The following is a 25,848-nucleotide window of genomic DNA, read 5'->3' on the forward strand; positions in this document are numbered from 1 at the left end:
CCGGGACCCCTGTCCGAAGCTGCGCCGCCGGGACCCGTATCCGAGGGAGCGGCGGCTCCTCGACGAACGGCTCCTCAACGAACGGCGCCTCACAGCGGCCCGAACCGGTATCCGAAGCCCCGCACGGTCTGCACGTACCGCGGCCGCGCCGGCACCTCCTCGATCTTCGCCCGTAGCCGCCCCACCGCCGCGTCCACCAGCCGCGAGTCCCCCAGGAACGTGTGGTCCCACACCGACGCGAGGAGCTGCTCCCGGGTGAAGACCCGCCCCGGCGAGGCCGACAGCTCCAGCAGCAGCCGCAGTTCCGTGGGCGGCAGCGGGACCGGCGTACCGTCCCGGGTCACGGTCAGCCCGGCCCGGTCGATCACCAGCCCGGCGAGGTCGGTCAGGTCGGTGGGACCGGCGTCGCCCGCCTGCCGCAGGGACGGCTCCGCCCGCCGGAGCGCGGCCCGGATGCGGGCCTCCAGGACGGGCGCGGTGACCGGCTTGACCACGTAGTCGTCGGCGCCCGCCTCCAGCCCGGTCACGATGTCCTGGTCGTCGCCGCGCGCGGTGAGCATGATGACGGGCAGGACCGCCGTACGGGCCCGGATGCGGCGGCACACCTCGAAGCCGTCCATGCCGGGGAGCATGAGGTCCAGTACGGCCAGCTCGACGCGCGCCCCCTGCGCCCCGGCCAGCAGCGCGAGGGCCTCTTCGCCGGTGGCGGCGGTGTCGACGCCGTACCCGTGCCGGCGCAGCACGAGCTCCATCCCGTCCCGTACGGACGCGTCGTCCTCGATGAGCAGCACATGCGGCATGGGGCCGATTATGGGCCTGCCGGGGCCGTGCACGCCCACTGCCCCAGGGGGCGGAGCCGCAGGTCGGGGCATTGTTACGTTCCCATCATGTGGCCATGGACGGGCCATCATCTGCGGCGGCCAGCGTGAGCGTCATGAGCTTCCCCACCACCGGAATCACCACGACCACCACCGGCAGGGCCACCACCGCCACGGCCCGGCTCCGCCTGGCCGCCTTCGTGGCCGTACCGGTCCTCGCCCTCTCCGTCGCCTGCGTCGGGGGCGACGACACGACCGGAACCAAGAGCCACGACGCGATCGCCGACGTACCGGCGGCGACCGACACACCCACGACCGCCACCACCGCCACCACCTCCGGGAGCACCCCGGCCACCCCGAGCGCCCAGCCCGCCGGCAAGAGCGCCTTCTACGACGCCCAGATGACCTTCGTCCGGTGCATGCGCGCCAAGGGCGGCTACAAGGACTACCCCGACCCCAAGCTCAGCGGCCACCTCGACTGGTCGAAGGTGAACGAGCTCGGCTCCCAGCCCGGCCGCAACCAGGGCATCAAGGCCGGAAAGAACAACGTCTGCGTGGCCGAGCTCCAGGCGGTCATGGCGGTCGAGCCCGAACGCGACCAGCAGAAGTCCTACGAGTCGATGCTCGCGCACGCCCAGTGCATGCGGGACAACGGCGTCAGCCGGTTCACCAACCCGGTGATGTCCGGGGGCAACGCGATGCCCGGCGGCGACCCGAACCCGGCCTCCCCGGTCATCGACACCGACTCACCGGCGTACAAGCAGGCGCGCGAGGTGTGCGCGCCGAAGCTGCTCGACGGCCTGGACGGCATGCAGTGAGGCGCTCCACAGTGAAGCGCTCCACAGTGGAGCGCTCCAACGTGAAGCGCTCCACCACCGCCCTCCTCACGCTCGGCACGGTGACCGCCGCCGTCGCCGGGGGCGTCCTGTTCCTCGGCTCCGGCGGCGGGGCGGGGGCCTCCGGCAAGGGCGGCGAGGGCGGCGAGGGCCTGCCGCCCGCCACCGCGACCGTCCAACGCACCGACCTCGTCCGGTCCACGACCGTCGACGGCCGCCTCGACTTCGCCCAGCGGCGGGTCGTCAAGGCGGCGGTCGAGGGCACCGTCACGGTGGCGGCCGCCGAGGGCGAGACCGTCCACAGAGGCGAGGCGCTGTACGAGCTGAACGACAAGCCGGTCACGCTCCTCTACGGCCCGGTCCCGATGTTCCGCGAGATGAAGGTGGGCGACCGGGGCAGCGACGTACTCCAACTGGAGTGCAACCTGCGGGACTTGGGTTACGGATTCGGGCTGTACGTCGACACGGAGTACGGCAGGGACACCGAGGCGGCCGTCAAGCGGTGGCAGAAACACCTCAACCGCGCGACCACCGGCAGGGTCGGCAAGGGCGACGTCGTCTTCCAGCCGGACCGGGTCAAGGTGGTCTCCGCCGACGCGGCCCTCGCCGACCAGGTCGGCCCGGACGGGCCCGTCCTGACGATCGCCTCCACCAGGCCCGTCGTGCGGGCGGAGCTGGAGCAGTCCGACGGCGCCCTCACCGCGCTCGGGACCAAGGTCGAGGTGACCCTGCCGAGCGGGAGGACGGTGAGGGGGAAGGTCGCGGGGACGGTACGCCCCGAGGAGGACGGCTCCGAGGGTGCGGCCCAGGAGGGCATCACCGTGGAGGTCGTTCTCGACGGCGGCGCACGTACCGCTTCCGGGGAGGACGCCAGGGCGGCGGCGAGCGTGACGTTCGTCAGCGAGGCCCGCAAGGGGGTCCTCGCGGTGCCGGTGGAGGCGGTGGTCGCGCTGCGCGGGGAGAACGGAGGTTACGGGCTCCAGATCGTACGGGGCACCTCGTCGACGATGGTCCGGGTGGAGACGGGCATGACGGCGGACGGGCAGATCGAGGTCAGCGGGGCCGGGCTGCGGGAGGGCATGAAGGCCGGGGTGGCGAAGCCGTGAAGCCGCACTCGGCAGGACCATCCCCCGTCATCGAGCTCCGGGACGCCACGAAGTCCTACCCCGGCGGCGTCCACGCCCTGCGCGCGGTGAACCTCACCGTCCACGCGGGCGAACTCCTCGCCGTCGTCGGTCCGTCGGGCTCAGGCAAGTCCACGATGCTCAACGTCATGGGCACCCTGGACAAGCCCACGACCGGCACCGTCGAGGTCGCCGGCTACGACGTGTCCGCGCTCTCCGACGCCCGCCTCTCCGCCCTGCGCGCCCGCCATATCGGCTTCGTCTTCCAGCACTTCCACCTGGCGCCGGGCCGCGACGCGGTGGACAACGTGTCCGACGGGCTGCTCTATGCGGGCGTCCCCCTGAGGGAGCGCCGGCGGCGGGCGCGGGAGGCGCTGGCGCAGGTGCGGCTGGCCCACCGGGCGTCCCACACGCCCGACCAGCTCTCCGGCGGCGAGAAGCAGCGGGTCGCCATCGCCCGCGCCCTGGTCGGGGCGCCCGGCCTCCTGCTTGCGGACGAACCGACCGGGGCCCTGGACACGGCGTCCGGGGCGATCGTCATGGAGCTGCTGCACGAGCTGAACGCGTCCGGCACCACCGTCTGCGTGATCACCCACGACCACGAGATCGCGGACGCGCTGCCGCGCCGGGTCCGCTTCAAGGACGGCGAGATCGTGTCGGACACGCGCTCCACCGAGCCGACCGCACCCACGGAGGAGGTCACCGCATGAAGCAGGACCTCAGGAGACAGCATCTGGGAAGGCAGGCCCTCAGGCCCGCCCGCCTCTCCCCCCGGGACATCCTCCGCGTCGGTGCGGTCGGCCTGCGGGCCCGTCGGACCCGGGTCGTGCTCTCCGCGCTCGGGATCGCCATCGGCATCGCGACCATGGTGGCGGTCGTCGGCCTCTCCGAGTCGAGCCGCGCGGACCTCCTGGCCCGGCTCGACCGCCTCGGCACCAACCTCCTCACCGCGGAGGCGGGCGAGGACGCGACGGGCCGCCCGGTCCAGCTGCCCCGCAGCGCGGTCGCGATGGTGGAGCGGATCGGCCCGGTCCAACACGCCACGGCCACGGCCGACGTGGAGGCCCGCATCCGCCGCAGCGACCTGGTCCCCGAGGAGCGCACGGCCGGGGTCACCACGCAGGCGGCCCGCACCGACCTGCTCTCCACGCTCGGCGGCGAGGTCGCCCGGGGCACCTGGCTGACCCCGGCCGGGGAGCACCTGCCGACCACCGTCCTCGGGTCGGTGGCGGCGGACCGCCTCGGCATCACCCGTACCGGCGAGACGATCATGATGAACGAGACCCGCGTGGTCGTCGTCGGCATCCTCAGGCCCATCGAACTCGTCCCCACCCTGGACCGGGTGGCCCTGGTCGGATTCCCGGCGGCCGAACGCTACTTCGGCTTCGACGGCCACCCCACCACCATCTTCGAGCGCTCGACGGACGCGTCGGTCGAGGACGTACGGGCGGTCCTGGCCCGCACGATCAGCCCCGGCAACGCGGGGAGCGTGAAGGTCTCCCGCCCCTCGGACGCCTTGGCCGCCAAGGCCGCCACCGACAAGGGCCTGACGACCCTGATGCTCGGCCTGGGTGCGGTGGCGCTGCTGGTCGGCGGGGTGGGGGTGGCCAACACGATGGTCATCTCCGTGCTGGAGCGCCGCCAGGAGATCGGCCTGCGCCGCTCCCTGGGCGCGACCCGCAACGCGATCCGGCTCCAGTTCCTGACCGAGTCGCTGCTGCTGTCGGCGCTGGGCGGGGCGGGCGGGGCGCTGCTGGGGGCGGCCGCGACGTACGGCTTCGCACGGGCGCAGGGGTGGACGGCGGTGGTCCCGCCCTGGTCCCTGGCGGGCGGTCTGGCGGCCACGCTGCTGATCGGCGTGGTGGCAGGCCTCTACCCGGCGATCCGCGCGTCCCGCCTGCACCCGACGGTAGCGCTCAACGCAACGTAATCACGCAAGGTAATCCGCGGGCCTGCAGGGACTCACCCGCTCAACCCCCCGCTTCTTCGCGAGCCACGCCACCCCCAGGCAGTACAGCGGGGCGAAGACGAACTCGACGACCATCGCCTGCCAGGGGGCGTCGGCCGCCGTCTCGGTGGAGGCGAGTTCGCCGAAGCCGGCGGCGAGGCCGAAGGCGAGCAGGTTGTTGGCGACGTGGAGGGTGATCACCGCCTCCAGGCCCCCGGTGCGGATGACCAGCCAGCCCCACCACAGCGCCGAGTAGAGGAGCAGGACGAACCCGGTGAGTTCGCCGAACCCGTGGGCCAGGGCGAACAGGAGCGAGGCGAGTACGACGGCGGGCCAGGGCGAGCGCACGGCACGCCCGATCACCTGGACCAGCCAGCCCCGGAAGACGTACTCCTCGGCCGCCGCCTGGAACGGCACCAGCGCCACCAGCACGGCCAGGCTCACGAGAAAGGCGGTCCAGCCGGGAAAGCCGCCCCCGGTCAGCTCGGCGGACTCGTCCCCCCAGGTCCACGCGAACAGCACGCCGAACTGGACGATGATCACGGGAAAGGCGACTGCGGCGCACAGCCCGAGCCACTTCCACCGCAGCCGGCCCAGGACCGAGGAGACGGTACCGGCCGGTCGCCTGCCCAGATAGCGCGCGCCCCACAGGACGATCGGTATCCCGATCGCGATGCCGACGAGCTGGAGGGCCATGTCGGCGACCGGGTCCTCGAAGAACACCTCGCTCTCCGCCGACGAGGGCCCCGCGTCCAGCACAGCGGCGAGCACGGCCCCGATCCCGGAGATGACCAGGATGCCCACGATGACCAGGAGCAGGACGAGCGACAGCTCCCCGAGCCACGCGAACCTGCCGCCCTGCCCGTTGCGCCCCTGCTGGTCGTACCGCGCCCCGGCCTCGGCCCGCACGGGCCCGCGGGGCGGAACGGGCCCCTGCGGCGGCCACCCCGGCCCGCCCCCCTGCGGCGGCCACCCAGGCCCGGACGCCTGCGGCCACCCGGCTCCGGACCCCTGCGGCCAGACGGGCCCACCGGCTGGAGGCGTGGCCGGAGGCGTGGTCGAGGGCGCGGGCGGGTCCCAGGGCGAAGGCGGTATATCAGGATTCACACAAGGATCTTGCTGGCGCCCAGCCCCCAAGGTCAATGCGCCACCCGCCCAGCGCCCCCGGCACCGCCGCCCCGCCGTGCGGACTGTTCGGCTCGCGTTCGAGGATCACACGCGCGGCACGGACGTCGACGGGGTCGCGGCCGGCGAGCATCATCGCCTGGAAACGAACCACGACCGACGGGCGCCTCACGCGACGGCCGGGCAGCCTCGATGGTGAGGCAGGAGCGGGTGCCCTGGGCGAGCCGACGATGGATCTTCTGCTCGTTGCAGGTCACCACCTGTTGCGGGGCCCACTGAGACGTTTCTCGGTCGGGCAGGTTGCCGAGCGAGTTCGTACGGTCATGTCTGTCCACTTCAGCTTGCATCGAACGACCAGATGAGGCCGACCTCCTCACGGGACACCGCGACGAGGCCGAAATCCCAGACGTATTGCGTCATCGGCCAGCAACCGGTGACCCGTTCGTAGAAGTCGGGGCGATCGCCGCCGCCGTGGCCGGTGTTCGTGAAGAACTGCGAACCCTCCGGGAAGCGCGACAGGATCACCCGCGCGTGCTCCTCCATGAGCGTCCTGCGATCGGTGAAGCCGTACTGCCGTGACACGTCCATGGCGTCCGTCGCCAGCATGACGAGCAGCCGTACGACGGCGGAACGCGGAATCTCGAACAGCCGGTTCCGCCATTGTGCGGCCCCGGTCTCGTCCGTCGGTGGCCCCCGGAACGGAAAAGCGGGGTCCTCCTCCAATTCCTCGTCCCCTTGCTCGGGATCCCTACCGCGCCAGCCGCGGGGATCAGCTACCTCCCGGTGCATCACCGCGACCACGTCGGGCAGCCAGTCCTCGTGAGCACGCGGACCTACCGCGATGAAGGAATACCGATTGCGGTACATATCCACAGCCGTCGCCCATGCATCGGCGTCCAGGCCCGTCGACGGACCGTTCTGCCGTGGGCGCTCAATTCCGCCGTTCATCCGAGGTCCTCCTGAATGCACGGAGCAAGGGGCTGACTTGCCTGGCGATTCTCGGCATAGGAACCCTGCAAAGAACAGACATCACTGATCTGAGCGACCAGGACATCCCTCCCCGGAGCGGAGCGGACCGTACGTCACGGTCCGCTCCGGGCGCCGTAAACAGCCCGAGTGCCTCTCACTTCCGCCAGAACAAGTGGTGCGTCACCCCGCTCGCGCTGGGCACGGCCTCCAGGTGGAACCGGTCGAGCAGCTCGTCGGGCGAGTCCCAGAGCCGTAGCCCGGTCCCGAGTTTCACCGGGGAGACCACCACGTGCAGGGTGTCGACGAGGTCGGCGTCGAGGAACTCCCGGATGGTGGTGACCCCGCCGCCGAGCCGTACATCCTTGCCCTGGGCCGCCTCCCGCGCCTGCGCGAGGACGTCGGCCGGGTCGCCGCCGACGAAGTGGAACGTGGTGTCGGAGAGCGTGAACGACGGGCGCTCGTGGTGGGTCATGACGAACACCGGCGTACGGAACGGAGGCTCGTCGCCCCACCAGCCGCGCCAGGTGTCATCGGGCCAGGGCCCGCGCTGGGGGCCGAACTTGTTCCGGCCCATGATCTCGGCGCCGATGTTGCGGTCGAAGTCCCGCGTGAAGTAGTCGTCCAGCCCCCGGCTCCCCCCGGGGTCCGTACGCATCGGCCAGCTCGCCGTGGCGCCGGCCCAGGAGAACAGCCGCTCCGGCTCGACATGGCCGAAGGGCCTCTCCAAGGTCTGGTCCTCACCGGCCGCGATGCCGTCACTGGAGACGGTGAAGTTCTGGACTCTCAGCAGCTGAGCCATGGGTTCCTCCTGCGTGCTCGACGACGACACCCGTAGTGAACGCCGCATCGGGGAACAGGCCGGCGGTGACACGCACACGAGCGAGTTCTCCCGGCGCGGTCCGATCGGCCGCCGAAGCGTTCACGACATCGATGCTGCCACCCACCACTGACAACAGGCCCGTCACCGTGCCGCGCCGGGGCCGGACCTCGTGGTTCACCCCTTCCGGCCCAGCGAGCCGACGAAGCGGTCCAGCCGGGAGACGGCCTGCCGCAGCACCTCCACCGACCCCGCGGGGTCGTCCGGGAGTTCCAGGCCGTGATCCGCCGAGGGCACTTCCAGGACGTCAGGCCCTAGACCCCAGGCGGCACAGAGCCCAAGGCCCAGCCGACACACCCTCCGTAACGGATCGTCAGGCCACAGCCAGCCGCTCCACCCTCCGCCCGGTGTCCTCCGAGGGCAGCCGCCCCGCCCGGGTCAGGGTCGCCAGCCCGTGCAGGGCCGCCCAGAACACCTCGGTCTCGGCCCGACCTGAGATGAGTCGGGCGAGCGACTCCGTAGGCCGGCACAGCCCATCGAGAAGAGGACTGGTGACCACGAACCAGTGGATACTGACGCGGCCCTTCTCCTTCTCCAGAATCAGTGGCGCCCCATCCCGGTAGATGTGGCGAAGATACCGGCGGCGGATGGGCGCACCCGCTACCAGCAGCAGAGGCGAGGCGAGGCGACAAGAAGGGCTGACGGAACCAGAACTCTCGCTGCGGCGAGCTTCGCCTGCTCCTCGTATCGCATGCGCCGAGTGTGGCGATCCTCGGCATCACTTGTCAGCCTGCTGACCACCGATCGCCTCAGGCCGCCAGCGGGGCGCCTCGTCGTCCGGAGTCTCCGGACTGGCGAAGTGGAACGGGACCGACAGACGCGCGGCCAGGGCTCGGCCGCTCCTGTCGGCGACCGCCGCCGACGGGTGGAGCGATCCCGGAGCCCTCTCCTCACCGAGATACCGCACGGCCGTGCCCCAGTAGATGGTGGCCAGGGACCGCTCGCCAACAGGGTCATCGGTGATCGCCATCAGGTGCACGAACCAGTCGTGAACGGTGTCCCCGTCCCACACCGCCTCGATCGCCACGACGCGGCCCGGGCAGCCTGCGGCGCGGGCGGCCAGGGACTCCACGTCGAGAGGGCTGTCGGGGGTACGGGCGACCCGGTCGCCGTGGTGGAGGTAGCGGTCATGGACGACGAGCTGAGCCTCATGGAGCCCCAGACCGCGCGCACGGCCGGCTTCGAGGACGATACGGATCGCCTGCATACGGGAGTCCTGGAGCACGTATCCGTCGACCTGCCGGCGAATGCCGGCCGGCAGCAGCTCCCACCACTGGTACGTATCCGCGCTTGCCACCCGGCATCCGCCCCTCGCTCGACCAGCTCCGCACATCGCCGCTGTACGGCGGCAGTCAATGTACGCAGCCGCAGTCCGCCCACCCCATCCGGCCCACCTGGCTGCCTATCCTGGCGGACATGACTGCCCAGCATCCGGAGCCCTCCCCGCGCCCTGCCGCCCTGCCAGGAGGCCTCCGGGCCTCCCACGACGACCGGGAGGCGGTGGTGGAGCAGCTGCGTGATGCGGCGGCCGAGGGGCGTATCGATCTCGATGAGCTGGACGCGCGGCTGGAGCAGGCGCTGACGTCCAAGACCTACAACGAGCTGGCCGCCCTGACCGCCGACCTGCCGAGCGGGCAATCCCCTGCGAGCCGGTCGCCGCTGGTGGTCACGGGTGGCACCTTCGGCGCTTCTCGGGGCCCCGAGCGCTGGGAGGTTCCCGGCCATGTGATCGCTCGCGGCGGCGTCGGCGGCGTGAAGCTCGACTTCACCCGGGTCGAGTGCCGGCTCACGGAGGTCGCGGTGGAGGCGTACGGGGAGGTATCCGGCGTCACGATCGTCATCCCCGACGCCTGGGCCGTAGACACCAGCGGTATGGACCCCGGGTTCGGCGGCCTGACGGACAAGACCACACCCGACCGGCTCCCAGGAACTCCCCTGATCCGGCTCACCGGCTCCGGCGGCGCGGGAGGCGTGGTCATCCGCCATCCCAACCGCCGGGAACGACGCAAGCTGGACAGCAACTCGCTGAAGTCCTAGGCCCGACGATCGGCGCCAGGCCCTGGCCCTGCCTCCTCGGAGAGCGGAGGCCCGACATCCTCGTAGGGCATCGCTCCCCGTTCCTCCGAGGCCGTACGGCTGCGTACCGCCGGGGCCGTACGGCTGCGTACCACCGAGGCCGTACAGCTGCCCGCGCCGCCGGGGCCAGTGCCGATGTGCCTTCTCCGCCGCCCGTACGCGCTCCGGCGGGGTTCTGCTCATGTACCAGCCGTCCACCCGGGGCCCGACGGAGTCGGCCGGCCAGCCCGCCAGGTCCACCGCGGCCTGGTAGACGGCATCGCCGAACGCCACGATCGACCGGTGCGGGTCGGCGCTCTCGCCCAGCCTGTGCCACGGCAGGAGCACCAGACCGGCGTCGGGGTGCCAGGCCGCGCCCTCCACACCCCAGGACCGGCCTTCGAGCCCGTCCGGCGCCGGCCAGATGTAGGCGTACATCCCTGCCTGCGGTGTCGAGGCGTCCCCGAAGGCGAAGCCCACCGCCATGTACGCCGGGAGCTGGGCGTTCCGCTGGAAGGCCGGCCGGCCGGGCGGCGGCTCCGTGGGCCGCGTGCTGTGCCGCGTCGCCGACAGGTCGAAGCCGCCCCACATCACGCCGACCCGGGGATGGTTCCTGCGGAAGGGGGCCTGCCACGCCTCCAGCCCGCCGGCGGCGATGTTCCAGGCTTCCCACATCAGCCGCGCCGCGCGGGGGTCCCAGGTGCGCTCGGCGCGGTCGCTCTGGAAGGTCGGCGCGCAGTCCGGGATCTCGCAGACCAGTGTCGTAGGCGGCCGGTCCACGCCCAACTCGGCTGCCGCATCACAGAATTCCTCGAAGAACGAGGGGACGGACCCCACCGGCAACGGTCTCCCGCTTCTCATGGAGGCACCCGCTCGCCACCAACTCGGTCTTGGCCTTCTGGTACCGCCGCCCGGTGAAGTGAAGGTCTCGGGCATGCTCGCTGAGGGCCTCGCCGAACAGGGGCAGCATCCACTCGTCGGGCGCCAGGCGCAGCGCGCCATGCTCCTCGGCGAGCTGCCGGGCTCTCGTGGTCTTCCCGGCCCCGGGCAGGCCGACCATCAGAAACAACGTGGTCACGCCCAGATCGTGTCGGTAAGTCCGGACGGACCACCACCGCATTCCGGGCTGACCTCGGCCTGGGCTCCGGCCCGGACGGTGCCGATCCGAAATTCTCTGCGCGGATCCCGGCACCTTGCGATCATGCCGCCACGGGATCACGCAGGGGGTGCACCGATCGGGTCGCATCGGGGGCAGGGAGCGAAGAGATGCAGGTACACGTCCGTCCGTACGAGGCGCGGGACCTCGACCCGATAGTCGATCTCTCACTCCGCGCCTGGGTGCCCGTCTACGAGAGCTTCGCCAGAGTGCTGGGGCCGGAGGTCTTCCAGCGGCAGTACCCGGACTGGCGTACGTCCCAGCGGGATGAGGTTGCAGCGGCCTGTACCGAGGGCAAAGCGCATGTCTGGGTCGCTGAGTCCGGGGCGAAGGTCGTCGGGTTCGTCGCCGTGGTGCTGGAACCCGAAGGCGGGTCGGGAGCCGTCGAGTTGCTGGCGGTCGACCCCGCCTGCCAGGGCCAGGAGGTCGGTACGATGCTGACGGAGTTCGCGACCACCTGGATGACGGAGGCCGGGGTGACACTGGCCTCCATCTGGACCGACGGAGACCCGGGCCACGCACCCGCCCGCAGAACGTACGAGAAGGCCGGATACACGGCGTTGCCCCTGGTCCGCTACTACAAGGCCCTGTAGGCACCGCTCCCGACCACGCGCGGGCAGATTTCGGTGCACAGGGGTCGTCCGGTGGTGTTCGCTCAGGCGAAGCCGAGCCCCAGGAAGTACGGCGCAAGGACCAGCACCACCGACACGGACCAGTACATGGACGGCGGCCCTTCGGCGAACAACTTGCGCCGTATCCACAGGTTGGTCAGGGCCCAGATGGCACCGAGGCAGCCCACCGCCGGGACGACGAAGATCAGCCACAACAGCATCCCGTCGTCCTCGTTGGGGTTCCGCTGGGTCCATCCCAGCTCCGCCAGTGGCCCGTTGGACAGGAAGTACCAGGTCAGGAAGATCGGCACCAGTGCCGGGATCCCCAGCAACAGGTTCACCACCACCGGCGCGAAGGACTTCCACAACCGCGCCTTCTTCACGGGACCTCCGGGTTCAGCGGCTCGGCCGAGCCTGTTGTGGTTCTCCAGCACGTTGTACAGCACGTCGTACAGGCCGTTGTACAGGCCGATCAGCTCGGGAGGGAACCGGCGGCCGCGCTGCGCAGTGCTGCGAGTCCACTGACCACCTGTCGGCCGTCAGCGATGAGACGCGCGCTCTTCTCGCCGGCAGGCGGGTCGGCTGACCAGGCCCCGGGGGAAGGAAGGGGCCTCGACGAGAGAAGGGGCCTCGACGAGGTAGGCGCCGTCAGTCCTCCGTCAACGGCAGGCACTCGGCGAGCAGGTCGAGGACGTCGCGCCAGGCTCGTTGCGCGTGCCGGGGGTGGTGGCCGACGCCGGGGACCGTGGGGTGGTCGACCGGCGGGTGGTGGAAGGCATGCAAGGCGCCGCCGTAGACCGTGAGGCGCCAGTCGACGCCCGCGGCCTGCATCTCGGCGGTGAACGCGTCCCGTTGCACGGGCGGCATGATCGGGTCCTCCGACCCGACCCCGGCCCAGACCGGGCAGCGGATGCGCGCCGCCTCGCCTGGTCGGCCCGTGGTCGTCGCGTTGACCGTCCCGATCGCGCGCAGGCCGACGCCGGCGCGCCCGAGTTCCAGCCCGACGGCGCCCCCGGTTCCGTAGCCGACGGCGGCGATCCGGGCGGGGTCGGTCCGCGGTTCGGCGCGCAGCACGTCGAGCGCCGCCTGCCCGATACCGCGCATCCGGTCGGGGTCGGCGAGCAGCGGCAGGCAACGGGCCAGCATCTCCTCGGGATCACCCAGGTAGTGCCCGCCGTTGAGGTCGAAGGCCAGCGCCACGTAACCCAGTTCGGCGAGAGCGTCGGCCCGGCAGCGCTCGACGTCGCTGAGCCCCATGCCCTCCGGTCCGAGCAGCACCGCAGGGCGGCGGCCGACACCTGCCGGGAGCGCGAGGTGCCCGATCATCGTCAAGCCGTCGGCCGGGTATGCCACCGTACGCATCGATATGGTCGCATTCGTCACCGTCGCCGTCGTCGCCGTCATGACATTCGTCGCATTCGTCGTCATGCGGCTGGACTGTAGTGATCGTCGAGCCCGGTCCAGCTGGTGTTCTGCCGTGGGCAGAGCGAAGAGTGATCAGGTGCCGTCACGGCCGAGTGATCGGCCGGGCCGTGCCCAGGTGGTGTGATCAGGGGCGACCATGACCGTCACGGCTGACGCCCGACCGATGCCACACCGACGCGCCTGTCAGGCCGGTGGTGTGAGGCTGATGAGGACGGTGATCTGCTTTCCGTCCGGAAGAACGGTGACCGCGACGTGCCGCGCGAGGCGGCAGACCAGCGGCCAGCCGAACCCGCCGACCTGGCCTTTCAGCCGGTTTCTGGGATCGGTGGTCACCGGCGGGCACGTACTGGCGTCCGCGACATTCAGGATCAGTCCGCCGCCGGTGATCCACAGGTCGAAGGCGGTGAGTCCGTCGCCGTGCCGGATCGCGTTGGTGACGAGCTCCGAAGTCACCAACAGCGCGTCCGCCAGCACCCGCGCACCGGCTTCCTCGTCCTGCGGATCCGGAGCGCCAAGAGCCATCCGTTCACGTACGAGGGTACGCGCGTCGGCCGCCGTCGCGGGCAGGCCGACGCCCGGCCCCGGCAGAGGGGCCGCCTGGGCCTGATGCGGGTCACCCCCCGCACGGGCATCGGTTCCGGCACAGTCATCGGTCATCGCACATCACCTGCCCTACCCTCCTGCCGGCACACCCCGCTCATCCCCGTGCCGGGGCATACGGCGCTCCGGGCGGAATTCCGGACTCCGACCGCCATGGAAAGGAAAGGGCAGAGCCTGCCCGGGGGCGGGCATACGGACAGGAACCACGCGGGGCACGGCCCGTTCCCACTCGACAATCAGATGACGTTGCACCCGGCCGTGAGGCCGGCCTGGCTTGTGGCGGCTGATGTGGGGGACGGTGGAGAGACAAGAGACCGAGTCGGCGCGACCCTGTGCCGACTCTTTGGGAGCCGGACGTTGCCCCCATCCCGGGCATCCGGCCCCGCCCTAGCCGTACAGAGCCCCGCACGCGGGGCTCTGTACGTCTTCGGGCTCGGCAACCCCCAGAAGGGGGGCGCACACCATGTACGTCACGACTGAACTGCACGGCCGCGGCGCCACACTCACCCCGCGCGGCGACATCGACTTCGAGGCCCTGGATCAGCTCCGGCCCTGCCTCACCGGCCTCCCCGACACCGTGGCCGAGGCCACCTGGGACCTGCACGCCGTCACGTTCATGGACATCGCCGGACTCCACCTCATCAGTACACCGACCGCCCCCGCGCAGGTGACCCTGACCAACCTGACACCGCCGGTCACCCACCTGCTGGAAGTGGCCACGGCCACCTTCCCGGACCGGGGATGGGACCGGCACCTGCCTGCCCCGGTGGGCCGAGGGGCCGTGCGTACAACGGTCTGAGCCGGACAGGTGCCGACCGGCAGGCATGACGGGACGCACCAGGCGCTGCTGACATGAAATCAACATTCCGGGGCATTGGTCTGGACCACTTCGAAGTGAGGAGGCACCCCCATGCCCTGGAGATCCCAGGCCCGTGTCCACGTGCGCCGAGTACAGGGCGCGCTGGTGGTCACCGCTTGTGGTGACTTCGACGCCGATGAGCAGGACCTGCTGCCCGCCGCCTGGAACGAGGCCGACGAACAGGCCCTGCCCGTCACCGTCCTGGACCTGTCCGGCGTCACCTTCGGGGACAGCTCCTTCCTCGACACCCTGCTCCGCGCCCGTCTGGCGCACCACGCCGCCGACCGGCGCCTTGTCCTCGTGGGCCCCCTCCAGCCGAGCGTCATCACCCTGCTGACCGTCACCCGGGTACTGGAGCACTTCGACATCGCCGACAGTCTGGACCAAGCCCTCGGCGGCGAACCCCTCCCCGACGGGAACGCGACGGTGTAGGCACCGGCAACGGCTCCTCCGGCGCGACGAAGCCCACCGGAGGAGCCGGGCCCCGGGGTGCCGGCCACGATGGCGCCACCGCTGCGGTCCCGTTCGCCGACGGCCACCTCACCGCCGCCCCCGTTCCACCCCCACGGCGCAGTACAGCAGGAGGCTCCGGCAGGACAGTGTCCTGCCGGAGCCTCGCTGGTAGCTCTACTTCACGCCCTTCTTCGCGAACTGGAGCTTCACAGGCTGCTGGGTGTAGCCCTTGTACGTAACGGCCTTGGCGGTCGCCCCGAACGCCTGCCTCCCCTGGTCCCCGGACTTGGGCTGGACGGCCGTGAAGCCGGGCTCCAGAGTCCAGGAACGCCCCTCATCGGCCGGTGCGGCCGGCACAGCGAGGGCGGAGGGGACGATGGCACCGGAAACGGCGGCCACGGTGGCACGAATACGCATGAGTCCCCAACCGGGGGGGTCCCGGGGCAGAGCCCCGCAGGACCCGAGTGATCCAGGAGCCGATTGGCTCACCAGAACAGACAGGCGAATGTGGCCAGTGGCTGTACGCGCGCCATGCTGAACTGAGAGTGCTCCGGCAAGCAGGCCCAGGCTCCGTCCGGCGGCCGCAGACCACCAGGCCGAGTTGTGTGCATCGGTGCGGACCGTGGCCCGAGCCGACGAGCTCCAGGCTCTGTGGCGTGGTGACGTGGTGGGGTCGCTGCCGGGTCACCGGGTCATCGGGTCATCGGGTGAGCGCGGCGAGATAGGCGTCCAGGGACTGAACATCCCCCGGAAGGTGTTCGAGGAGGTTCCACCAGCGGATTGCCGCGATCTCCTCAGTGGGCTCGAAGGTCCGGGTCTCCGCGCAGGATCCCGCGTACAGGGCGAGATACTCGGTTCGGCGGTCGGGCGCCAGCACGAACCGCGCGTAGCCGATGAACCGCATCCGTTCGTCAGGCTGGTGCCCGGTCTCCTCCAGCAGCTCGCGCGCGGCTGCCTGTCGGGGGGTTTCGTTCTCTTCGATGCTCCCCCCTGGAAGCTCCCAGGACTGACGGTGCCGATCGAGGACCATGAGGACCCGACCGGCTCTCCACAAGGCCACCAGGGCCGCCGACAGCGGGGCGTCCCGCGGCGGCTCTGCCTCGCCGCCCCGTGCGAAAGACATCAAGGAGTTGCCACGGCCATCGTCTGCAAGCGGTTCATCGGCGGTGCAGGCCACGCTCGGACTCTTCCCCGAGCGCCTGCGCCAGAAGCCCTCCGGACGAGTGCGGGCGGGTGGAGATGCGGGCTGCCCCCTCCGGGGCGAAGATCGGGAGTACGGGCAGCAGCCCCGCGGCCCCGTTCCCGCTCGGTTCGATACCGCTGGGCCGGAAGTGGGCGGTGCAGGTGACGGGTAAGCGACAACGGCTGGAAGAGTCCGGGCCCATGGGCGACTACACGGACCTCCCCGGCGTCAGGACCTGGTACGAGGCTGAGGGGACCGGCGACCCGCTGGTACTCCTGCACGGTGGCTTCTGCGCCGCCGCCACCTGGGGAGCGCAGCGTGCGGATCTTGCCGCCGCCTACCGCGTCCTTCTCCCGGAGCGACGTGCGCACGGGCACACTCCGGACGTGGAGGGTCCTCTGACCTATCAGGACATGGCCGACGACATGGCGGCCTTCGTGGAGAAGATCGCCGGCGGGCCGGCTCACCTGGTCGGGTGGAGTGATGGTGGCGTAGTCGCCCTGCTCCTTTCGCTCACCCGGCCGGAACTGGTCCGCAAGGTCGTGGTCATCGGCGCCAACTTTCTCCCCGGCCCTGAGTGTTTCGTCAAACCGGAGATGCTGGACACGATGACGGCCGACGGGGACGACCTGGACTTCTTTCGTCAGATGTACGAGGCCGTGACGCCCGACGGCTCAGGTCATTGGCCGGTGGTGGCTCGGAAGATCATCGAGATGTGGCGCACCCAGCCGACGATTTCCACCGCCGACCTCGCGCGGATCTCAGCGCCGACCCTCGTCATGGTCGGGGACGACGACATGATGACGCTGGAGCACACGAACGCCCTGTACTCCGGGCTGCCTCAAGGCAGCCTGGCCGTCGTCCCCGGCGCCTCTCACCTGGTCCCGTTGGAGAAGCCCGGGCTGGTCAACCGGCTGATCCTGGACCACCTCGCTCAGGACTCCGTGGAGACGATGATGCCCGTCAGGCGCGGGCCCTCCCAGCAGAGCCTCTGACGACGGCTGGTGGCTCCACCCGTGCCCCGGTCTTTAGGCTGGATGGCGTTGGGGGCGCCCGGCTTCCGCGCCCCAGCACCCCCTGCCGCCGCGTCCCGCTGGAGGTTCCCCGATGATCACTTGGCGTCGGCTCACCGAGGACGACTTCCCGCTGCTGATCTCCTGGCTGGAGCAGCCGCACGTGGCCCGGTGGTGGAACCACGAGACCTCGGTCGAGGCCGTACGACGGGACTTCGGGCCCGCCGTCAGGGGGGAGGAGCCCTCGGAGGCGTTGCTCGCCCACCTCGACGGCACTCCGATGGGGCTGCTCCAGCGGTGCCGGATGGCCGACTATCCCGAGTATCTGGTGGAGGTCGCCACCCTCGTCGAGGTCCCTTCCGGGGCCATGACCATGGACTATCTGATCGGTGAGCCGCAGCTCGTCGGCCGGGGGCTCGGGCCGCGGATGATCGGGTCGGCCCTCCAGGCGATCTGGGACGAGCATCCCGACGCCCCGTGCGTTCTCGTGCCCGTGTCGGCGGCCAACCGGGCCTCCTGGCGGGCCCTGGAGAAGGCCGGGTTCCTGCGGGTCGCCGAGGGCGAGCTGGAGCCGGACAACCCCGTCGACGGGCGGGCCCACTACCTCTACCGGGTCGATCGGCCCTGACCCCGAGGCCCCGACCGGGCCTGATGTCCCGGCCGGGCCTGCCGTGCCAGCGCCAGCACGCTCAAGCCGAACATCAGGACGCCGAGGGGGACGTGGACCGAGGAGATGTGCGCGATGCCCACCGCGACCTGCGCCGAGGCGAGGGCCAGGAAGCCGGTCGCGTACCAGATCTGCCGGGGCGGGCCGCCGCCCCGCTTCCAGGCCAGCACCGCCGCGAGGACGTACAGCATCGACGCCCCGTACATCACCCGCGCCCCGACGTCGTGCAGCACTTCCCCGTACGCCGTGGTGAACAGGAGTCCGGCGGAGACCGCCTGGATGAAGATGGTCAGGGTCTGCAGAGCGGTCGCGATCTGCAGGAACGAGCAGCGGTGCGGTGCCGCCGCGTTCGTCGTTGTCGTCGCCTGGGTGGCCATGCCACGGTCCCCTTTTCCGCTTTTCCGCCCCCGCCCGGGGAGCAGTGGATCGATAAGGTCTCACCAGCCCGACGACATGGGCGTACGAAAGGTAAGGCGGGGGGATGGCCGAGCATGGGGGAAGCTGGGGCGGGCGCCGGGGCGATAGCCGCTGAGCGGCGGCAACTCATCAATGTCGCCTACCGGTTGCTCGGGTCACTGGCCGAGGCCGAGGACGCCGTACAGGAGGCCTACGCGCGCTGGTACGCGTTGCCGCGCGGCCGGCGGGACGAGGTCCGCTCCCCCGGTGCCTGGCTGACGACGGTGACCGGCCGCATCTGTCTCGACGTGCTCGGCTCGGCGCGGGCCCGGCGGGAGCGGTATGTCGGCGCGTGGCTGCCCGAGCCGGTGCCCGACCGCGCCGAGTGGGGGTTCGCACGGGAAGAGGGTGCCACGGACCCCGCCCACCAGGTGGTCCTGGACGAGTCGGTGACCATGGCCTTCCTCGTCGTACTGGAGTCGATGACGCCCGCCGAGCGGGTGGCGTTCGTCCTGCACGACGTCTTCCGCTACCCCTTCGCCGAGATCGCCGACGTCCTCGGCCGGGCCCCCGCGGCCTGCAAACAGCTCGCGGCCTCCGCCCGGCGGCGGGCGCGCGGTTCGCGGGCTCCGGCAGCGGGAGCCGGGCAGGCCGAAGCCGTGCGGCGGGTCAAGGAGGCGTGGGAGAGCAAGGACATCGCCGCCCTCGTCGACCTCCTCGACCCGGCCGCCGTGATGACCGCCGACGGCGGAGGGCTGGTCGGTACGGTCCTGCGGCCGGTCGAGGGCGGCGCGCGCATCGCCCAGTACATGGTCGCCATCGCCGACAAGGCCCCGGGGCTGGAGCTTCTGGAGCGGTCGGTCAACGGGGTGCCGGGGCTGGTGGCCCGGCGGGACGGCTCGGTGATGACCGTGGCCTCGTTCGAGCTCGCCGACGACGGCCGGGTCGCCCGGATCTGGGTGGTTCGCAACCCGGAGAAGCTGGGGCCGTGGCTGCGGGCCGGGTGAGTGTGCGTTCGAGGAGCACTCTTCAAGGGCGGGCCATTGCCCTCAGGCCGGGGCCTGGCCCGTCTCGAAGCGGCTGATGCGGTCGCCGGTGACCGTGAAGGACCAGCGCGTCCGCATCGTGCCCCATGTGTCGTTGGTGTAGTCGACGACGAGGGTACGGCCGTCGTCCGAGGCGTCGACAACATTCATGCGGCCGTTCGCCCTCGGGGAGAAGATCTCCTTCTCCGTCCAGGCGGCCAGATCCCGTTCGCTGCCGTCGTCGGACATCGTGGCGTCCTCCGTGAGGACGGCGGTGAAGGCGCTCTCGTCCCCCGCGTTGACGGCGGCGACGAACCTCTCCACCACTGGGTCGCTGATCGATGTGGCCATGGTGTTCCTCCTGAGTACTTCCCGAGCTGGGTCCACAGGGCTCACCCGGGGGGGTGCTGTCGAGGCCGAGTCTCTGTCGACGGGCCCATCACCGCATGTCGAACCCGGCCTGTCTCGCGTAACGCCTGCCGTCCACTACTCCGTTCGGGGAGGATGAGGGAGCACGAGTGCGTACAGGAGCACGAGTGCGTACAAAGGAAACGGGGTGGCACGCGGTGGTACAGACCGGATGAACCAATGGTTGGCCGCACGCGGCGTTCACTACCTGTTCCTGCTCTTCTCGGCGGTGCTCGGTGTATCCGTGGCTGTGGTTTCGGTGTGGGCCGACGGTACGGAGGGACGCGAGAAACTCGGCCTGGCGTTCTTCGCCGGCGCCTCGGCCTTCGGGGTGGTCGTGATCACCCACCTGGAGAAGGGGCTCGTCGAGAAGAGCCGGAAGCGGGCGGAGGAGCGGGCCATCCGCGCGGAGGCGGACATGGCCCAGTTGTATTCGACGACGCTGCTCCCGCTGAGCAGGACGCTCAAGGAGCTGACCACCCTCTACACGGCGGCGGCCCCGCTGCCCCCGGCCCCGCCCGCCCAGACCCTCGCCGACCTCGATCAGCACCGCAAGGAGGTGCTCACACGCGTCCTGACGAGCGCGGTCGACCTCACCGCTCCCCCCATCGGCCCGGCGTACATCCCGCGCGCCCGGTGCACCTTCTACCTCTACGACCCGGTCGCGGACACCTTCACCAAGGAGGCCGACCACCCCGGGAACCGGCCGCCCCGCCAGGTCATCGACCCCGTGGGCGCCGCCCATATGAAGAACGAGATCCTCGGCGGCAGCGGAAAGCCGTTCCGGATCGACGGGACGCAGGTGACTCAGTCCTACCTGATCCCGCCGGGTACGGGGTACGAGGCGGTCATAGCCGTACCCGTCATCCACGGGGCGCGGAAGATCGGCGTCCTGGCCGTGGACGCGCCCGCGTTCTCCGACTTCATCGACGCGCACGTTTCCCTCATGCAGTCCCTGGCCAACGTGCTTGCCGCGGCCTACGCGCTCAGGTAAGGAGGCCGTCCCGTGGCGGGTCTGAACAGATGGCGCAGACGCACGCGCGAGCCGGAGGACCCCTACCCCCCTATGCCGAGGCACATCGAGGGTGTTCCCGAGGATGCGATGGAAATCCTGCGGCACCGTGAGTACGCCCGGCGCCGAGCACTCGACCAGGCCCGTTCCCGGATCCAGGCCGAACTGGCCCGACCCCGTGAACGCGCCCTGTCCCACCTGACCGTCTCCACAGTGGCGGCGGGAGTGTTCGGCTCCATCGCCCTGGCCTTCGTCCTCATGGGGTTCGGCTGGTGGGTCCTGGCCCCGGTGGGCCTGGTGCTCCCGGCGCTGTTCACCGGAGTGTACTTCGGGCTCGAGGCCCGCCGGGCCCCCCGCGAAGGAATCGTCACGCCGCCGCGCCCCCCGGGAAATCTCCCGCCCGGCTGAGGAAGACGTCCCGTTCCCGGCACGTCGTGTGCGCGGGCCACAGCGCGTGGACCGGTACGTGGACCGGCGGGTCCAGGTCGACGACGTACGCCGCACCGCCCGCCGCCGGTCCCGGGGGCGTGGTGACGAAGGCGAGGCGGCCCGTCGCGGTGACGGCGGTGATGGGCGGCGTGCCCTGCACCGGGTTCCGCTGGGTGTCGGGTTCCACGCCCGCCTGGCGGCACAGGCCGACCAGGAGGTCCGTGTACGCGGACGAGCCGGACTCGCCCCACACCGTGAGCGGCTCCCCGCGCAGGTCGGCCAGGGCCACCGCGGGGCGCGCGGCGAGCGGGTGGCCGGCGGGGACGGCGACGCGGAGGCGGTGTTCGGCGATCCGGGCGCGGGTGAGGCCGGTGTCGGCGGGCATGGACCGGCTGAGCCCCAGGTCGCAGGCGCCCGTGAGGAGTTGGTCGCGCAGCTCGTCGGGGAAGAGCTGGCGCACCTGGGCCTGGATGCCCTGCTCCTCCGTACGGGCCCGGGTCAGCAGCTCCACCACCTCCTCCGCCGTGACCGCCGGGGTGTGGCCGATGCGCAGGTGCCCGGCCTGGCCCCGGCCGATGCGCCGGGCGCGCTCCAGGGCGGCGTGGGCCTGGGCCTGGAGCGCGCGGGCGTCGTCGATGAGGGCCTGCCCGGCGGGGGTGGGGGTGACGTGCTGGTGGCCCCGGTCCAGGAGCTGGACGCCGACGTACCGCTCAAGGGTGCGGATCGAGGTGCTCAGCGCCTGCTGGCTGAGGTGCAGCCGCTCGGCCGCCCGGGTGAACCCGCCCTCCTCGGCGACGGCGACGAGATGTTCCAGCTTGTGCAGGTCCAGAGTCACGCGGTCCCTTCCCTCCCGTATGCCTGAAGACGGCCTCCCGTACGTCCGAACAGGGGGTCAGCGGACCGTGTAGCCGCCGTTGGCGAAGATCGTCTGGCCGGTGATCCAGCCGCCCTCGGTGACCAGGAACTTCACCAGCGGCGCGATGTCCTCGATCTCCGTCAGCCGCCCGCCCATCGCCTGCGACTTGTGGAACTCCACGCGCTCCGGCGTCTCCTGCGGGTAGAAGAACGGCGTGTCCATCGGCCCCGGGGCCACATTGTTCACGGCGATCCCGCGCGGGGCGAACTCCTTGGCCGCCGCCCGGGTGAAGTGCTCCAGCGGGGCCTTGGCGCCCGCGTAGGTGGCGTACCCGTCGGTGAAGGCGGCGAGCAGGGAGGTCACCAGGCTGACGATGCGGCCACCGTCGTTGAGCCGGGCGCCGGCCTCCTGGAGGAAGAAGTACGCTGCCTTGGAGTTGATCGCGAACATGCGGTCGTACTCCTCCTCGGTCGTCTCCCCGATCGGCTTGCGGAGCACCATGCCGGTGGTGTTCACGGCCACGTCCACCCCGCCGAAGGCGTCGAGCGCCTGGTCGAAGAGGCTGCGGACGCCCTCGACGCGGGTCAGGTCCTCCCGTACGACGAGGGCCTGGGCGCCCGTGCCGCGTACCGCCTCCGCCGTCTTCTCGGCATCGGCTGCCGTGTTCTCGCCGTGGTAGTGCACGACCACGTTGGCCCCGGCCTCGGCCAGGGTCCGGCTGATGAGGCCGCCGAGGTTCTTGGCCCCTCCGGCGACGACCGCGGTCTTCCCGTTCAGCAGCTGCTGCTCGCTCATGGTGACGGTCCCTCTCTCCGGCCGCATCTGTCGGTATGCGGCGTTGGTGGGCGTTCGGTGCAGTTTCCGTCGTCCACGCTAGGAGCGCCCCCGGGGCCGGGGGAAACACAAAGATCGCGTCGGCCCACCAGGAAGATGGGTCACCGCAGGTCAGCGGTGGCGTGAAGGGGCCGGAGCGGCGGCCGGGAAAGTCGTTGACGTACGCGTACGGGTCACGAAGGATCGGCCCGTGACGATCAACGAACAGCCCTCGGCCTCGCACGAGCAGGCGGCCCCGGAACCGGCCACGGCACAGGCCGCCGCACCGGCCCGCCCGGTCGCCCTCATCACCGGGGTCGGGCGCTCCATCGGGATCGGCGCGGGCATCGCCCGGCAGCTCGCGGCCTCCGGCTGGGACATCGCCTTCACCTACTGGACGCCGTACGACCGGCGCATGGAGTGGGGCGCCGAGGACGGCGCCGCCGCGTCCATCGCGCGGGAGCTGGAGGCGGCCGGAGCCCGTACGGCGGCGATCGAGGCGGACCTGACCGGCCCCGACGCCCCCATCCGCATCTTCGACGAGGCGGAGCAGCGCCTCGGCCCGGTCACCGCGCTCGTCCTCTCGCACGCGGAGTCGGTGGACTCGGGGCTCCTGGACACCACCGTGGAGGCGTTCGACCGGCACTTCGCCGTGAACACGCGGGCCAGCTGGCTGCTGATCCGCGAGTACGGGCTCCGCTTCCGCGGCGAGCCCGGCAGCAAGCCCGGCGAGCCGGGTGCGGGCACGGGTGCGGGCGCGGGCACCGGCACGGGCGCGGGCCGCATCGTCGCGCTCACCAGCGACCACACCGTGGGCAACCTGCCCTACGGCGCGAGCAAGGGCGCCCTGGACCGCATCACCCTGGCCGCCGCCCACGAACTGGCCCACCTCGGGGTGACCGCCAACGTCGTCAACCCCGGCCCGGTGGACACCGGTTGGATGAACGACGAGCTGCGCGAAGCCCTCACCCAGGGCACCCCGCTGGGCCGCCTCGGCACTCCGCAGGACACCGCACACCTGGTGGACTTCCTGTGCTCGCCACAAGGCCAGTGGGTCAACGGGCAGTTGCTGAAGAGCAACGGCGGCGCGGCGCCCTGAGCGCGCCCGGGAACGCCATGCCCCGCAACCCTGTCGAGTCCTGCCGGAACGTCTACTGTTTGCCTGGTCCGTGTAGTGCACAGGGGGTCGCATGCAAGGCGAAGACAGGTCCGGAGCCGGGTACGGGGGCGGCGGCCCGGCGGACGACGAATCCTCCCCGGAACACGGCCACGGCCACGACGGCCGCCCGCAGGTGGTGATCGAAGGCCGCTACGAGCTGCTGGAGCCGATCGGCAGCGGCGGCATGGGCGAGGTGTGGCGGGCCCACGACCGGCGGCTGCGCCGCTTCGTCGCCGTGAAGGGTCTGCTCGACCGGAACGCGATGACCGCCGGAACCCAGGCCGCCGCGATGCAGCGGGCCCGCCGGGAGGCGGAGGCGATCGCCAAGATCGAGCACCCGAACGTGGTGACCGTCCACGACCAGGTCGAGACCGACAACCAGGTCTGGATCGTCATGAAGCTCCTCGAAGCCAGGTCCCTGGCGGACCTGTTGCGGTCCGAGCGGGTGCTTGCCGTCCCCAGGGCGGCGGACATCGGCCTCCAGATCCTCCAGGGCCTGCGGGCGGTGCACGCGGCCTCGGTCGTCCACCGCGATGTGAAGCCGGCCAACGTGCTGGTGCGGGAGGACGGGACGGCGATCCTGGTCGACTTCGGGATCGCCACGTTCGAGGGTGCCGCCCAGGTGACCCGGTCCGGCAGCGTGATCGGCACGCCCCCGTACCTGGCGCCCGAACTCTTCACGCCCGGCTCCCCCGGCCCCGCCCCCGCCTCCGACCTGTGGGCATTGGGCATCACGCTGTACGAGATGGTCGAGGGCAGGGTCCCGTTCGCCGGCGGCGAGGTGTGGGAGGTCCAGGAGAACATCCGGCAGTCCCCCGACCCTGCCCTCCGGTACGCCGGACCGCTCGCCCCGGTGATCCAGGGCCTCCTCTTCCCGGACCCGCACGAACGCCTGGACGCGGCGGCGGCGGAGGCGATGCTGCGGGAGGTGCTGGGCGCCCCGCTCGCCCGGAACACCACCGTGCCCGGCGCGGCGACCCACCCACCGACGGCGGTGACCGAACCGGCGCCCGACCGCGAGCCTCCCGGCCCACCCGTCGCGGCGCCCCGGGCGGCCGACGACCACCTGGCGCGGCGCCGCCCCTGGCTGAAGGCGGCGACGGCGGTGCTGTGCCTGGCCCTGCTGGGTACGGCGGGCTGGCTGGTCGCGCAGGGCGTCGGCGACGACAGCACGGGCAAGAGCGGCACCACGACCGCGGGTTCGGGCGGCCAGGGCGGCGGCAGCACCGGGACGGAGAAGTGGAAGGCCGCCAACCCCCTCCTCAAGATCGGCGTCAAGGACGACCAGCCGGGCCTGAGCAAGTACGACAGAAAGACGAAGACGTACGCCGGTTACGACATCGACCTGGCCTACGCAATCGCCGGGCACCTGGGGTACGACCGGGACGAGGTCGCCTTCACCACGGTCCCGACCGACTACCGGAGCACCGCCCTCCGGACGAAGGGCGTGGACCTCGTCATCGCCTCGTACAGCATCACGCCCGAACGCAAGAGCGCGTCACCCGGCGGGGACAGCGTCGACTTCGCGGGCCCGTACTACGAGGCGAGCCGGAGCTTCCTGGTCCGCCAGAAGTCCAGCAAGTACACGATCGACGACTCCAGCGACCTGCGCCGCCTGGGCGTCGAGGTGTGCACGGCGAGGGATTCGACGTACGAGACGGAGCTGCCGAAACGGGGCTTCACGATGACGGAGTCGCAGCCCAACACCTACCAGGACTGCCTGGACAAGCTGCTGGACGTGACGTCGGACGTCTACGCGGTGGCCTCGGACGACATCATCCTCGCGGGCTACGCGAAGGCGAACCCGGGCAAGGTGCGGCGCCTGGAGAACATCCAGGGCGCGGAGGGCTACGGCGTGGCGATGCGCCCCGGCTCCACGGGCCTGAAGCGCGAGGTGTGCTCGGCGCTGCGGAAGATCCTGGGCGGCAAGGTCTGGGAGGACATGTACGAGAAGAACCTGGCGGCCCTGATGGACAGCAGGACCCCGCCGGGACGGCCGGACCTGACGGAGTGCGAGGGGTACTGAGCCCT

General features: G+C 71.3%; 31 protein-coding genes and 2 pseudogenes. 15 read left to right on the forward strand and 18 right to left on the reverse strand.

Going from position 1 to position 25,848, the window contains the following annotated elements; translation table 11 throughout:
• Positions 1-89: 89 nt before the first annotated feature.
• Positions 90-800, reverse strand: coding sequence for a response regulator (locus tag R2B67_RS14955; protein ID WP_317818484.1), 711 nt, complete (start codon positions 798-800; stop codon positions 90-92).
• 134 nt (positions 801-934) lie between these two features.
• Here R2B67_RS14955 and R2B67_RS14960 point away from each other — a divergent pair, with 134 nt between their 5' ends.
• Genes R2B67_RS14960 through R2B67_RS14975 form a run of 4 tightly spaced genes read left to right on the forward strand, consistent with a single transcriptional unit; the run spans position 935 to position 4,708 of the window.
• On the forward strand, positions 935-1,636 hold the full coding sequence (locus tag R2B67_RS14960) for a hypothetical protein (RefSeq protein WP_317818485.1): 702 nt from the start codon (positions 935-937) through the stop codon (positions 1,634-1,636).
• Positions 1,637-1,677: 41 nt separating this feature from the next.
• On the forward strand, positions 1,678-2,760 hold the full coding sequence (locus R2B67_RS14965) for a peptidoglycan-binding protein (protein ID WP_317824858.1): 1,083 nt from the start codon (positions 1,678-1,680) through the stop codon (positions 2,758-2,760).
• On the forward strand, positions 2,757-3,488 hold the full coding sequence (locus R2B67_RS14970) for an ABC transporter ATP-binding protein (RefSeq protein ID WP_317818486.1): 732 nt from the start codon (positions 2,757-2,759) through the stop codon (positions 3,486-3,488). Before R2B67_RS14965 ends, R2B67_RS14970 begins: the two co-directional genes overlap by 4 nt.
• Positions 3,485-4,708, forward strand: a complete 1,224-nt coding sequence (locus R2B67_RS14975; protein ID WP_317818490.1) for an ABC transporter permease — start codon at positions 3,485-3,487, stop codon at positions 4,706-4,708. The genes R2B67_RS14970 and R2B67_RS14975 overlap by 4 nt, the downstream gene beginning before the upstream one ends.
• Here R2B67_RS14975 and R2B67_RS14980 read toward each other — a convergent pair whose 3' ends face one another.
• The 6 genes and pseudogenes from R2B67_RS14980 to R2B67_RS15005 all read right to left on the reverse strand — a co-directional run bounded on the left by R2B67_RS14980 (position 4,709) and on the right by R2B67_RS15005 (position 8,994).
• Positions 4,709-5,635, reverse strand: coding sequence for a CPBP family intramembrane glutamic endopeptidase (locus R2B67_RS14980; protein WP_317818491.1), 927 nt, complete (start codon positions 5,633-5,635; stop codon positions 4,709-4,711).
• A gap of 187 nt (positions 5,636-5,822) precedes the next feature.
• Positions 5,823-6,176 (reverse strand): annotated as a pseudogene (locus tag R2B67_RS14985) (RNase A-like domain-containing protein).
• Between the two features lie 11 nt (positions 6,177-6,187).
• The gene (locus R2B67_RS14990) at positions 6,188-6,799 is read right to left on the reverse strand and encodes a hypothetical protein (RefSeq protein WP_317818493.1); all 612 of its coding nucleotides are present in this window, start codon (positions 6,797-6,799) and stop codon (positions 6,188-6,190) included.
• 175 nt (positions 6,800-6,974) lie between these two features.
• On the reverse strand, positions 6,975-7,619 hold the full coding sequence (locus tag R2B67_RS14995; protein WP_317818495.1) for a dihydrofolate reductase family protein: 645 nt from the start codon (positions 7,617-7,619) through the stop codon (positions 6,975-6,977).
• A gap of 391 nt (positions 7,620-8,010) precedes the next feature.
• Positions 8,011-8,196 (reverse strand): hypothetical protein, encoded by a 186-nt coding sequence (locus R2B67_RS36010; RefSeq protein ID WP_381073448.1) that lies wholly within the window; start codon positions 8,194-8,196, stop codon positions 8,011-8,013.
• 219 nt (positions 8,197-8,415) lie between these two features.
• On the reverse strand, positions 8,416-8,994 hold the full coding sequence (locus R2B67_RS15005; protein WP_317818496.1) for a hypothetical protein: 579 nt from the start codon (positions 8,992-8,994) through the stop codon (positions 8,416-8,418).
• Positions 8,995-9,113: 119 nt separating this feature from the next.
• On the opposite strand from R2B67_RS15005, the gene R2B67_RS15010 reads away from it, so the two are divergent.
• On the forward strand, positions 9,114-9,734 hold the full coding sequence (locus tag R2B67_RS15010; RefSeq protein WP_317818499.1) for a DUF1707 SHOCT-like domain-containing protein: 621 nt from the start codon (positions 9,114-9,116) through the stop codon (positions 9,732-9,734).
• 309 nt (positions 9,735-10,043) lie between these two features.
• On the opposite strand, the pseudogene R2B67_RS15015 reads toward R2B67_RS15010, so the two are convergent.
• Positions 10,044-10,613 (reverse strand): annotated as a pseudogene (locus R2B67_RS15015) (DUF5996 family protein); the annotation flags it as partial.
• Positions 10,552-10,830 (reverse strand): P-loop nucleotide/nucleoside kinase family protein, encoded by a 279-nt coding sequence (locus R2B67_RS36015; protein ID WP_381073450.1) that lies wholly within the window; start codon positions 10,828-10,830, stop codon positions 10,552-10,554. The gene R2B67_RS36015 and the pseudogene R2B67_RS15015, both read right to left, overlap by 62 nt.
• A 188-nt stretch (positions 10,831-11,018) precedes the next feature.
• Here R2B67_RS36015 and R2B67_RS15025 point away from each other — a divergent pair, with 188 nt between their 5' ends.
• Positions 11,019-11,501 (forward strand): GNAT family N-acetyltransferase, encoded by a 483-nt coding sequence (locus R2B67_RS15025; protein ID WP_317818500.1) that lies wholly within the window; start codon positions 11,019-11,021, stop codon positions 11,499-11,501.
• A 62-nt stretch (positions 11,502-11,563) separates the two neighbouring features.
• On the opposite strand, the gene R2B67_RS15030 is transcribed toward R2B67_RS15025, so the two are convergent.
• The 3 genes from R2B67_RS15030 to R2B67_RS15040 all read right to left on the reverse strand — a co-directional run bounded on the left by R2B67_RS15030 (position 11,564) and on the right by R2B67_RS15040 (position 13,466).
• Positions 11,564-11,902 (reverse strand): hypothetical protein, encoded by a 339-nt coding sequence (locus R2B67_RS15030; RefSeq protein ID WP_317818502.1) that lies wholly within the window; start codon positions 11,900-11,902, stop codon positions 11,564-11,566.
• 265 nt (positions 11,903-12,167) lie between these two features.
• Complete coding sequence (locus R2B67_RS15035; protein WP_317818503.1) at positions 12,168-12,947, reverse strand: dienelactone hydrolase family protein; 780 nt, start codon at positions 12,945-12,947, stop codon at positions 12,168-12,170.
• A 180-nt stretch (positions 12,948-13,127) separates the two neighbouring features.
• Positions 13,128-13,466 carry an ATP-binding protein gene (locus R2B67_RS15040; protein ID WP_317818504.1) on the reverse strand — a complete coding sequence of 113 codons (339 nt, stop codon included), beginning with the start codon at positions 13,464-13,466 and terminating at the stop codon, positions 13,128-13,130.
• Positions 13,467-14,007: 541 nt separating this feature from the next.
• On the opposite strand from R2B67_RS15040, the gene R2B67_RS15045 reads away from it, so the two are divergent.
• Positions 14,008-14,343, forward strand: coding sequence for an STAS domain-containing protein (locus R2B67_RS15045; RefSeq protein ID WP_317818505.1), 336 nt, complete (start codon positions 14,008-14,010; stop codon positions 14,341-14,343).
• Positions 14,344-14,454: 111 nt separating this feature from the next.
• Positions 14,455-14,835, forward strand: coding sequence for an STAS domain-containing protein (locus tag R2B67_RS15050; protein ID WP_018510903.1), 381 nt, complete (start codon positions 14,455-14,457; stop codon positions 14,833-14,835).
• Between the two features lie 195 nt (positions 14,836-15,030).
• Here the strand turns inward: R2B67_RS15050 and R2B67_RS36020 are convergent, their stop codons facing one another.
• Complete coding sequence (locus tag R2B67_RS36020) at positions 15,031-15,273, reverse strand: hypothetical protein (RefSeq protein WP_381073455.1); 243 nt, start codon at positions 15,271-15,273, stop codon at positions 15,031-15,033.
• A gap of 283 nt (positions 15,274-15,556) precedes the next feature.
• Positions 15,557-16,033: an NUDIX hydrolase gene (locus R2B67_RS15060; RefSeq protein WP_317818507.1), complete on the reverse strand. Its 477-nt coding sequence runs from the start codon at positions 16,031-16,033 to the stop codon at positions 15,557-15,559.
• A 206-nt stretch (positions 16,034-16,239) separates the two neighbouring features.
• On the opposite strand from R2B67_RS15060, the gene R2B67_RS15065 reads away from it, so the two are divergent.
• Both R2B67_RS15065 and R2B67_RS15070 read left to right on the forward strand, forming a co-directional pair.
• A complete protein-coding gene (locus tag R2B67_RS15065) occupies positions 16,240-17,034 on the forward strand; it encodes an alpha/beta fold hydrolase (RefSeq protein ID WP_317818508.1) in 795 nt (264 codons plus the stop codon).
• A 112-nt stretch (positions 17,035-17,146) separates the two neighbouring features.
• Complete coding sequence (locus tag R2B67_RS15070) at positions 17,147-17,680, forward strand: GNAT family N-acetyltransferase (protein WP_317818510.1); 534 nt, start codon at positions 17,147-17,149, stop codon at positions 17,678-17,680.
• Here the strand turns inward: R2B67_RS15070 and R2B67_RS15075 are convergent.
• Positions 17,659-18,096 carry a hypothetical protein gene (locus tag R2B67_RS15075; RefSeq protein ID WP_317818511.1) on the reverse strand — a complete coding sequence of 146 codons (438 nt, stop codon included), beginning with the start codon at positions 18,094-18,096 and terminating at the stop codon, positions 17,659-17,661. The two genes, R2B67_RS15070 and R2B67_RS15075, sit on opposite strands and share 22 nt — an antisense overlap.
• A 114-nt stretch (positions 18,097-18,210) precedes the next feature.
• On the opposite strand from R2B67_RS15075, the gene sigJ reads away from it, so the two are divergent.
• Positions 18,211-19,122, forward strand: coding sequence for an RNA polymerase sigma factor SigJ (sigJ, locus tag R2B67_RS15080; RefSeq protein ID WP_317818512.1), 912 nt, complete (start codon positions 18,211-18,213; stop codon positions 19,120-19,122).
• 42 nt (positions 19,123-19,164) lie between these two features.
• On the opposite strand, the gene R2B67_RS15085 is transcribed toward sigJ, so the two are convergent.
• Positions 19,165-19,491, reverse strand: coding sequence for a nuclear transport factor 2-like protein (locus tag R2B67_RS15085; protein WP_317818514.1), 327 nt, complete (start codon positions 19,489-19,491; stop codon positions 19,165-19,167).
• Between the two features lie 229 nt (positions 19,492-19,720).
• On the opposite strand from R2B67_RS15085, the gene R2B67_RS15090 reads away from it, so the two are divergent.
• Both R2B67_RS15090 and R2B67_RS15095 read left to right on the forward strand, forming a co-directional pair.
• Positions 19,721-20,542 (forward strand): GAF domain-containing protein, encoded by an 822-nt coding sequence (locus R2B67_RS15090; protein WP_317818516.1) that lies wholly within the window; start codon positions 19,721-19,723, stop codon positions 20,540-20,542.
• Between the two features lie 108 nt (positions 20,543-20,650).
• The gene (locus R2B67_RS15095; protein ID WP_317818518.1) at positions 20,651-20,968 is read left to right on the forward strand and encodes a hypothetical protein; all 318 of its coding nucleotides are present in this window, start codon (positions 20,651-20,653) and stop codon (positions 20,966-20,968) included.
• Here R2B67_RS15095 and R2B67_RS15100 read toward each other — a convergent pair.
• Together R2B67_RS15100 and R2B67_RS15105 are read right to left on the reverse strand one after the other, a co-directional pair.
• A complete protein-coding gene (locus tag R2B67_RS15100) occupies positions 20,928-21,824 on the reverse strand; it encodes a LysR family transcriptional regulator (RefSeq protein WP_317818520.1) in 897 nt (298 codons plus the stop codon). The genes R2B67_RS15095 and R2B67_RS15100 overlap by 41 nt on opposite strands.
• Before the next feature lie 57 nt (positions 21,825-21,881).
• Positions 21,882-22,640: an SDR family oxidoreductase gene (locus R2B67_RS15105; protein ID WP_237327239.1), complete on the reverse strand. Its 759-nt coding sequence runs from the start codon at positions 22,638-22,640 to the stop codon at positions 21,882-21,884.
• A 235-nt stretch (positions 22,641-22,875) separates the two neighbouring features.
• Between R2B67_RS15105 and R2B67_RS15110 the strand changes: the two genes are divergently transcribed.
• The gene (locus R2B67_RS15110) at positions 22,876-23,757 is read left to right on the forward strand and encodes an SDR family oxidoreductase (RefSeq protein ID WP_381073525.1); all 882 of its coding nucleotides are present in this window, start codon (positions 22,876-22,878) and stop codon (positions 23,755-23,757) included.
• A 91-nt stretch (positions 23,758-23,848) separates the two neighbouring features.
• Entirely contained in the window at positions 23,849-25,843 is a 1,995-nt protein-coding gene (locus R2B67_RS15115) for a serine/threonine-protein kinase (protein WP_317818523.1), read from the forward strand.
• The last annotated feature ends 5 nt before the right edge of the window (positions 25,844-25,848 follow it).

It is taken from the genome of Streptomyces cyaneofuscatus (genome assembly GCF_033109485.1).
In the GTDB taxonomy this organism is placed as follows: domain Bacteria; phylum Actinomycetota; class Actinomycetes; order Streptomycetales; family Streptomycetaceae; genus Streptomyces; species Streptomyces cyaneofuscatus.

Coding starts and splice junctions, on each gene's coding strand:
- R2B67_RS14990 (WP_317818493.1), bottom strand. CDS start 6,799: ATGAACGGCGGAATTGAGCGCCCACGGCAGAACGGTCCGTCGACGGGC.
- R2B67_RS15065 (WP_317818508.1), top strand. CDS start 16,240: ATGGGCGACTACACGGACCTCCCCGGCGTCAGGACCTGGTACGAGGCT.
- R2B67_RS15075 (WP_317818511.1), bottom strand. CDS start 18,096: ATGGCCACCCAGGCGACGACAACGACGAACGCGGCGGCACCGCACCGC.
- R2B67_RS15095 (WP_317818518.1), top strand. CDS start 20,651: ATGGAAATCCTGCGGCACCGTGAGTACGCCCGGCGCCGAGCACTCGAC.
- R2B67_RS15090 (WP_317818516.1), top strand. CDS start 19,721: ATGAACCAATGGTTGGCCGCACGCGGCGTTCACTACCTGTTCCTGCTC.
- R2B67_RS15025 (WP_317818500.1), top strand. CDS start 11,019: ATGCAGGTACACGTCCGTCCGTACGAGGCGCGGGACCTCGACCCGATA.
- sigJ (WP_317818512.1), top strand. CDS start 18,211: ATGGGGGAAGCTGGGGCGGGCGCCGGGGCGATAGCCGCTGAGCGGCGG.
- R2B67_RS15050 (WP_018510903.1), top strand. CDS start 14,455: ATGCCCTGGAGATCCCAGGCCCGTGTCCACGTGCGCCGAGTACAGGGC.
- R2B67_RS15085 (WP_317818514.1), bottom strand. CDS start 19,491: ATGGCCACATCGATCAGCGACCCAGTGGTGGAGAGGTTCGTCGCCGCC.
- R2B67_RS14975 (WP_317818490.1), top strand. CDS start 3,485: ATGAAGCAGGACCTCAGGAGACAGCATCTGGGAAGGCAGGCCCTCAGG.
- R2B67_RS36020 (WP_381073455.1), bottom strand. CDS start 15,273: ATGCGTATTCGTGCCACCGTGGCCGCCGTTTCCGGTGCCATCGTCCCC.
- R2B67_RS15045 (WP_317818505.1), top strand. CDS start 14,008: ATGTACGTCACGACTGAACTGCACGGCCGCGGCGCCACACTCACCCCG.
- R2B67_RS15035 (WP_317818503.1), bottom strand. CDS start 12,947: ATGACGACGAATGCGACGAATGTCATGACGGCGACGACGGCGACGGTG.
- R2B67_RS15105 (WP_237327239.1), bottom strand. CDS start 22,640: ATGAGCGAGCAGCAGCTGCTGAACGGGAAGACCGCGGTCGTCGCCGGA.
- R2B67_RS15070 (WP_317818510.1), top strand. CDS start 17,147: ATGATCACTTGGCGTCGGCTCACCGAGGACGACTTCCCGCTGCTGATC.
- R2B67_RS15115 (WP_317818523.1), top strand. CDS start 23,849: ATGCAAGGCGAAGACAGGTCCGGAGCCGGGTACGGGGGCGGCGGCCCG.
- R2B67_RS14995 (WP_317818495.1), bottom strand. CDS start 7,619: ATGGCTCAGCTGCTGAGAGTCCAGAACTTCACCGTCTCCAGTGACGGC.
- R2B67_RS15010 (WP_317818499.1), top strand. CDS start 9,114: ATGACTGCCCAGCATCCGGAGCCCTCCCCGCGCCCTGCCGCCCTGCCA.
- R2B67_RS15040 (WP_317818504.1), bottom strand. CDS start 13,466: ATGGCTCTTGGCGCTCCGGATCCGCAGGACGAGGAAGCCGGTGCGCGG.
- R2B67_RS14955 (WP_317818484.1), bottom strand. CDS start 800: ATGCCGCATGTGCTGCTCATCGAGGACGACGCGTCCGTACGGGACGGG.
- R2B67_RS14960 (WP_317818485.1), top strand. CDS start 935: ATGAGCTTCCCCACCACCGGAATCACCACGACCACCACCGGCAGGGCC.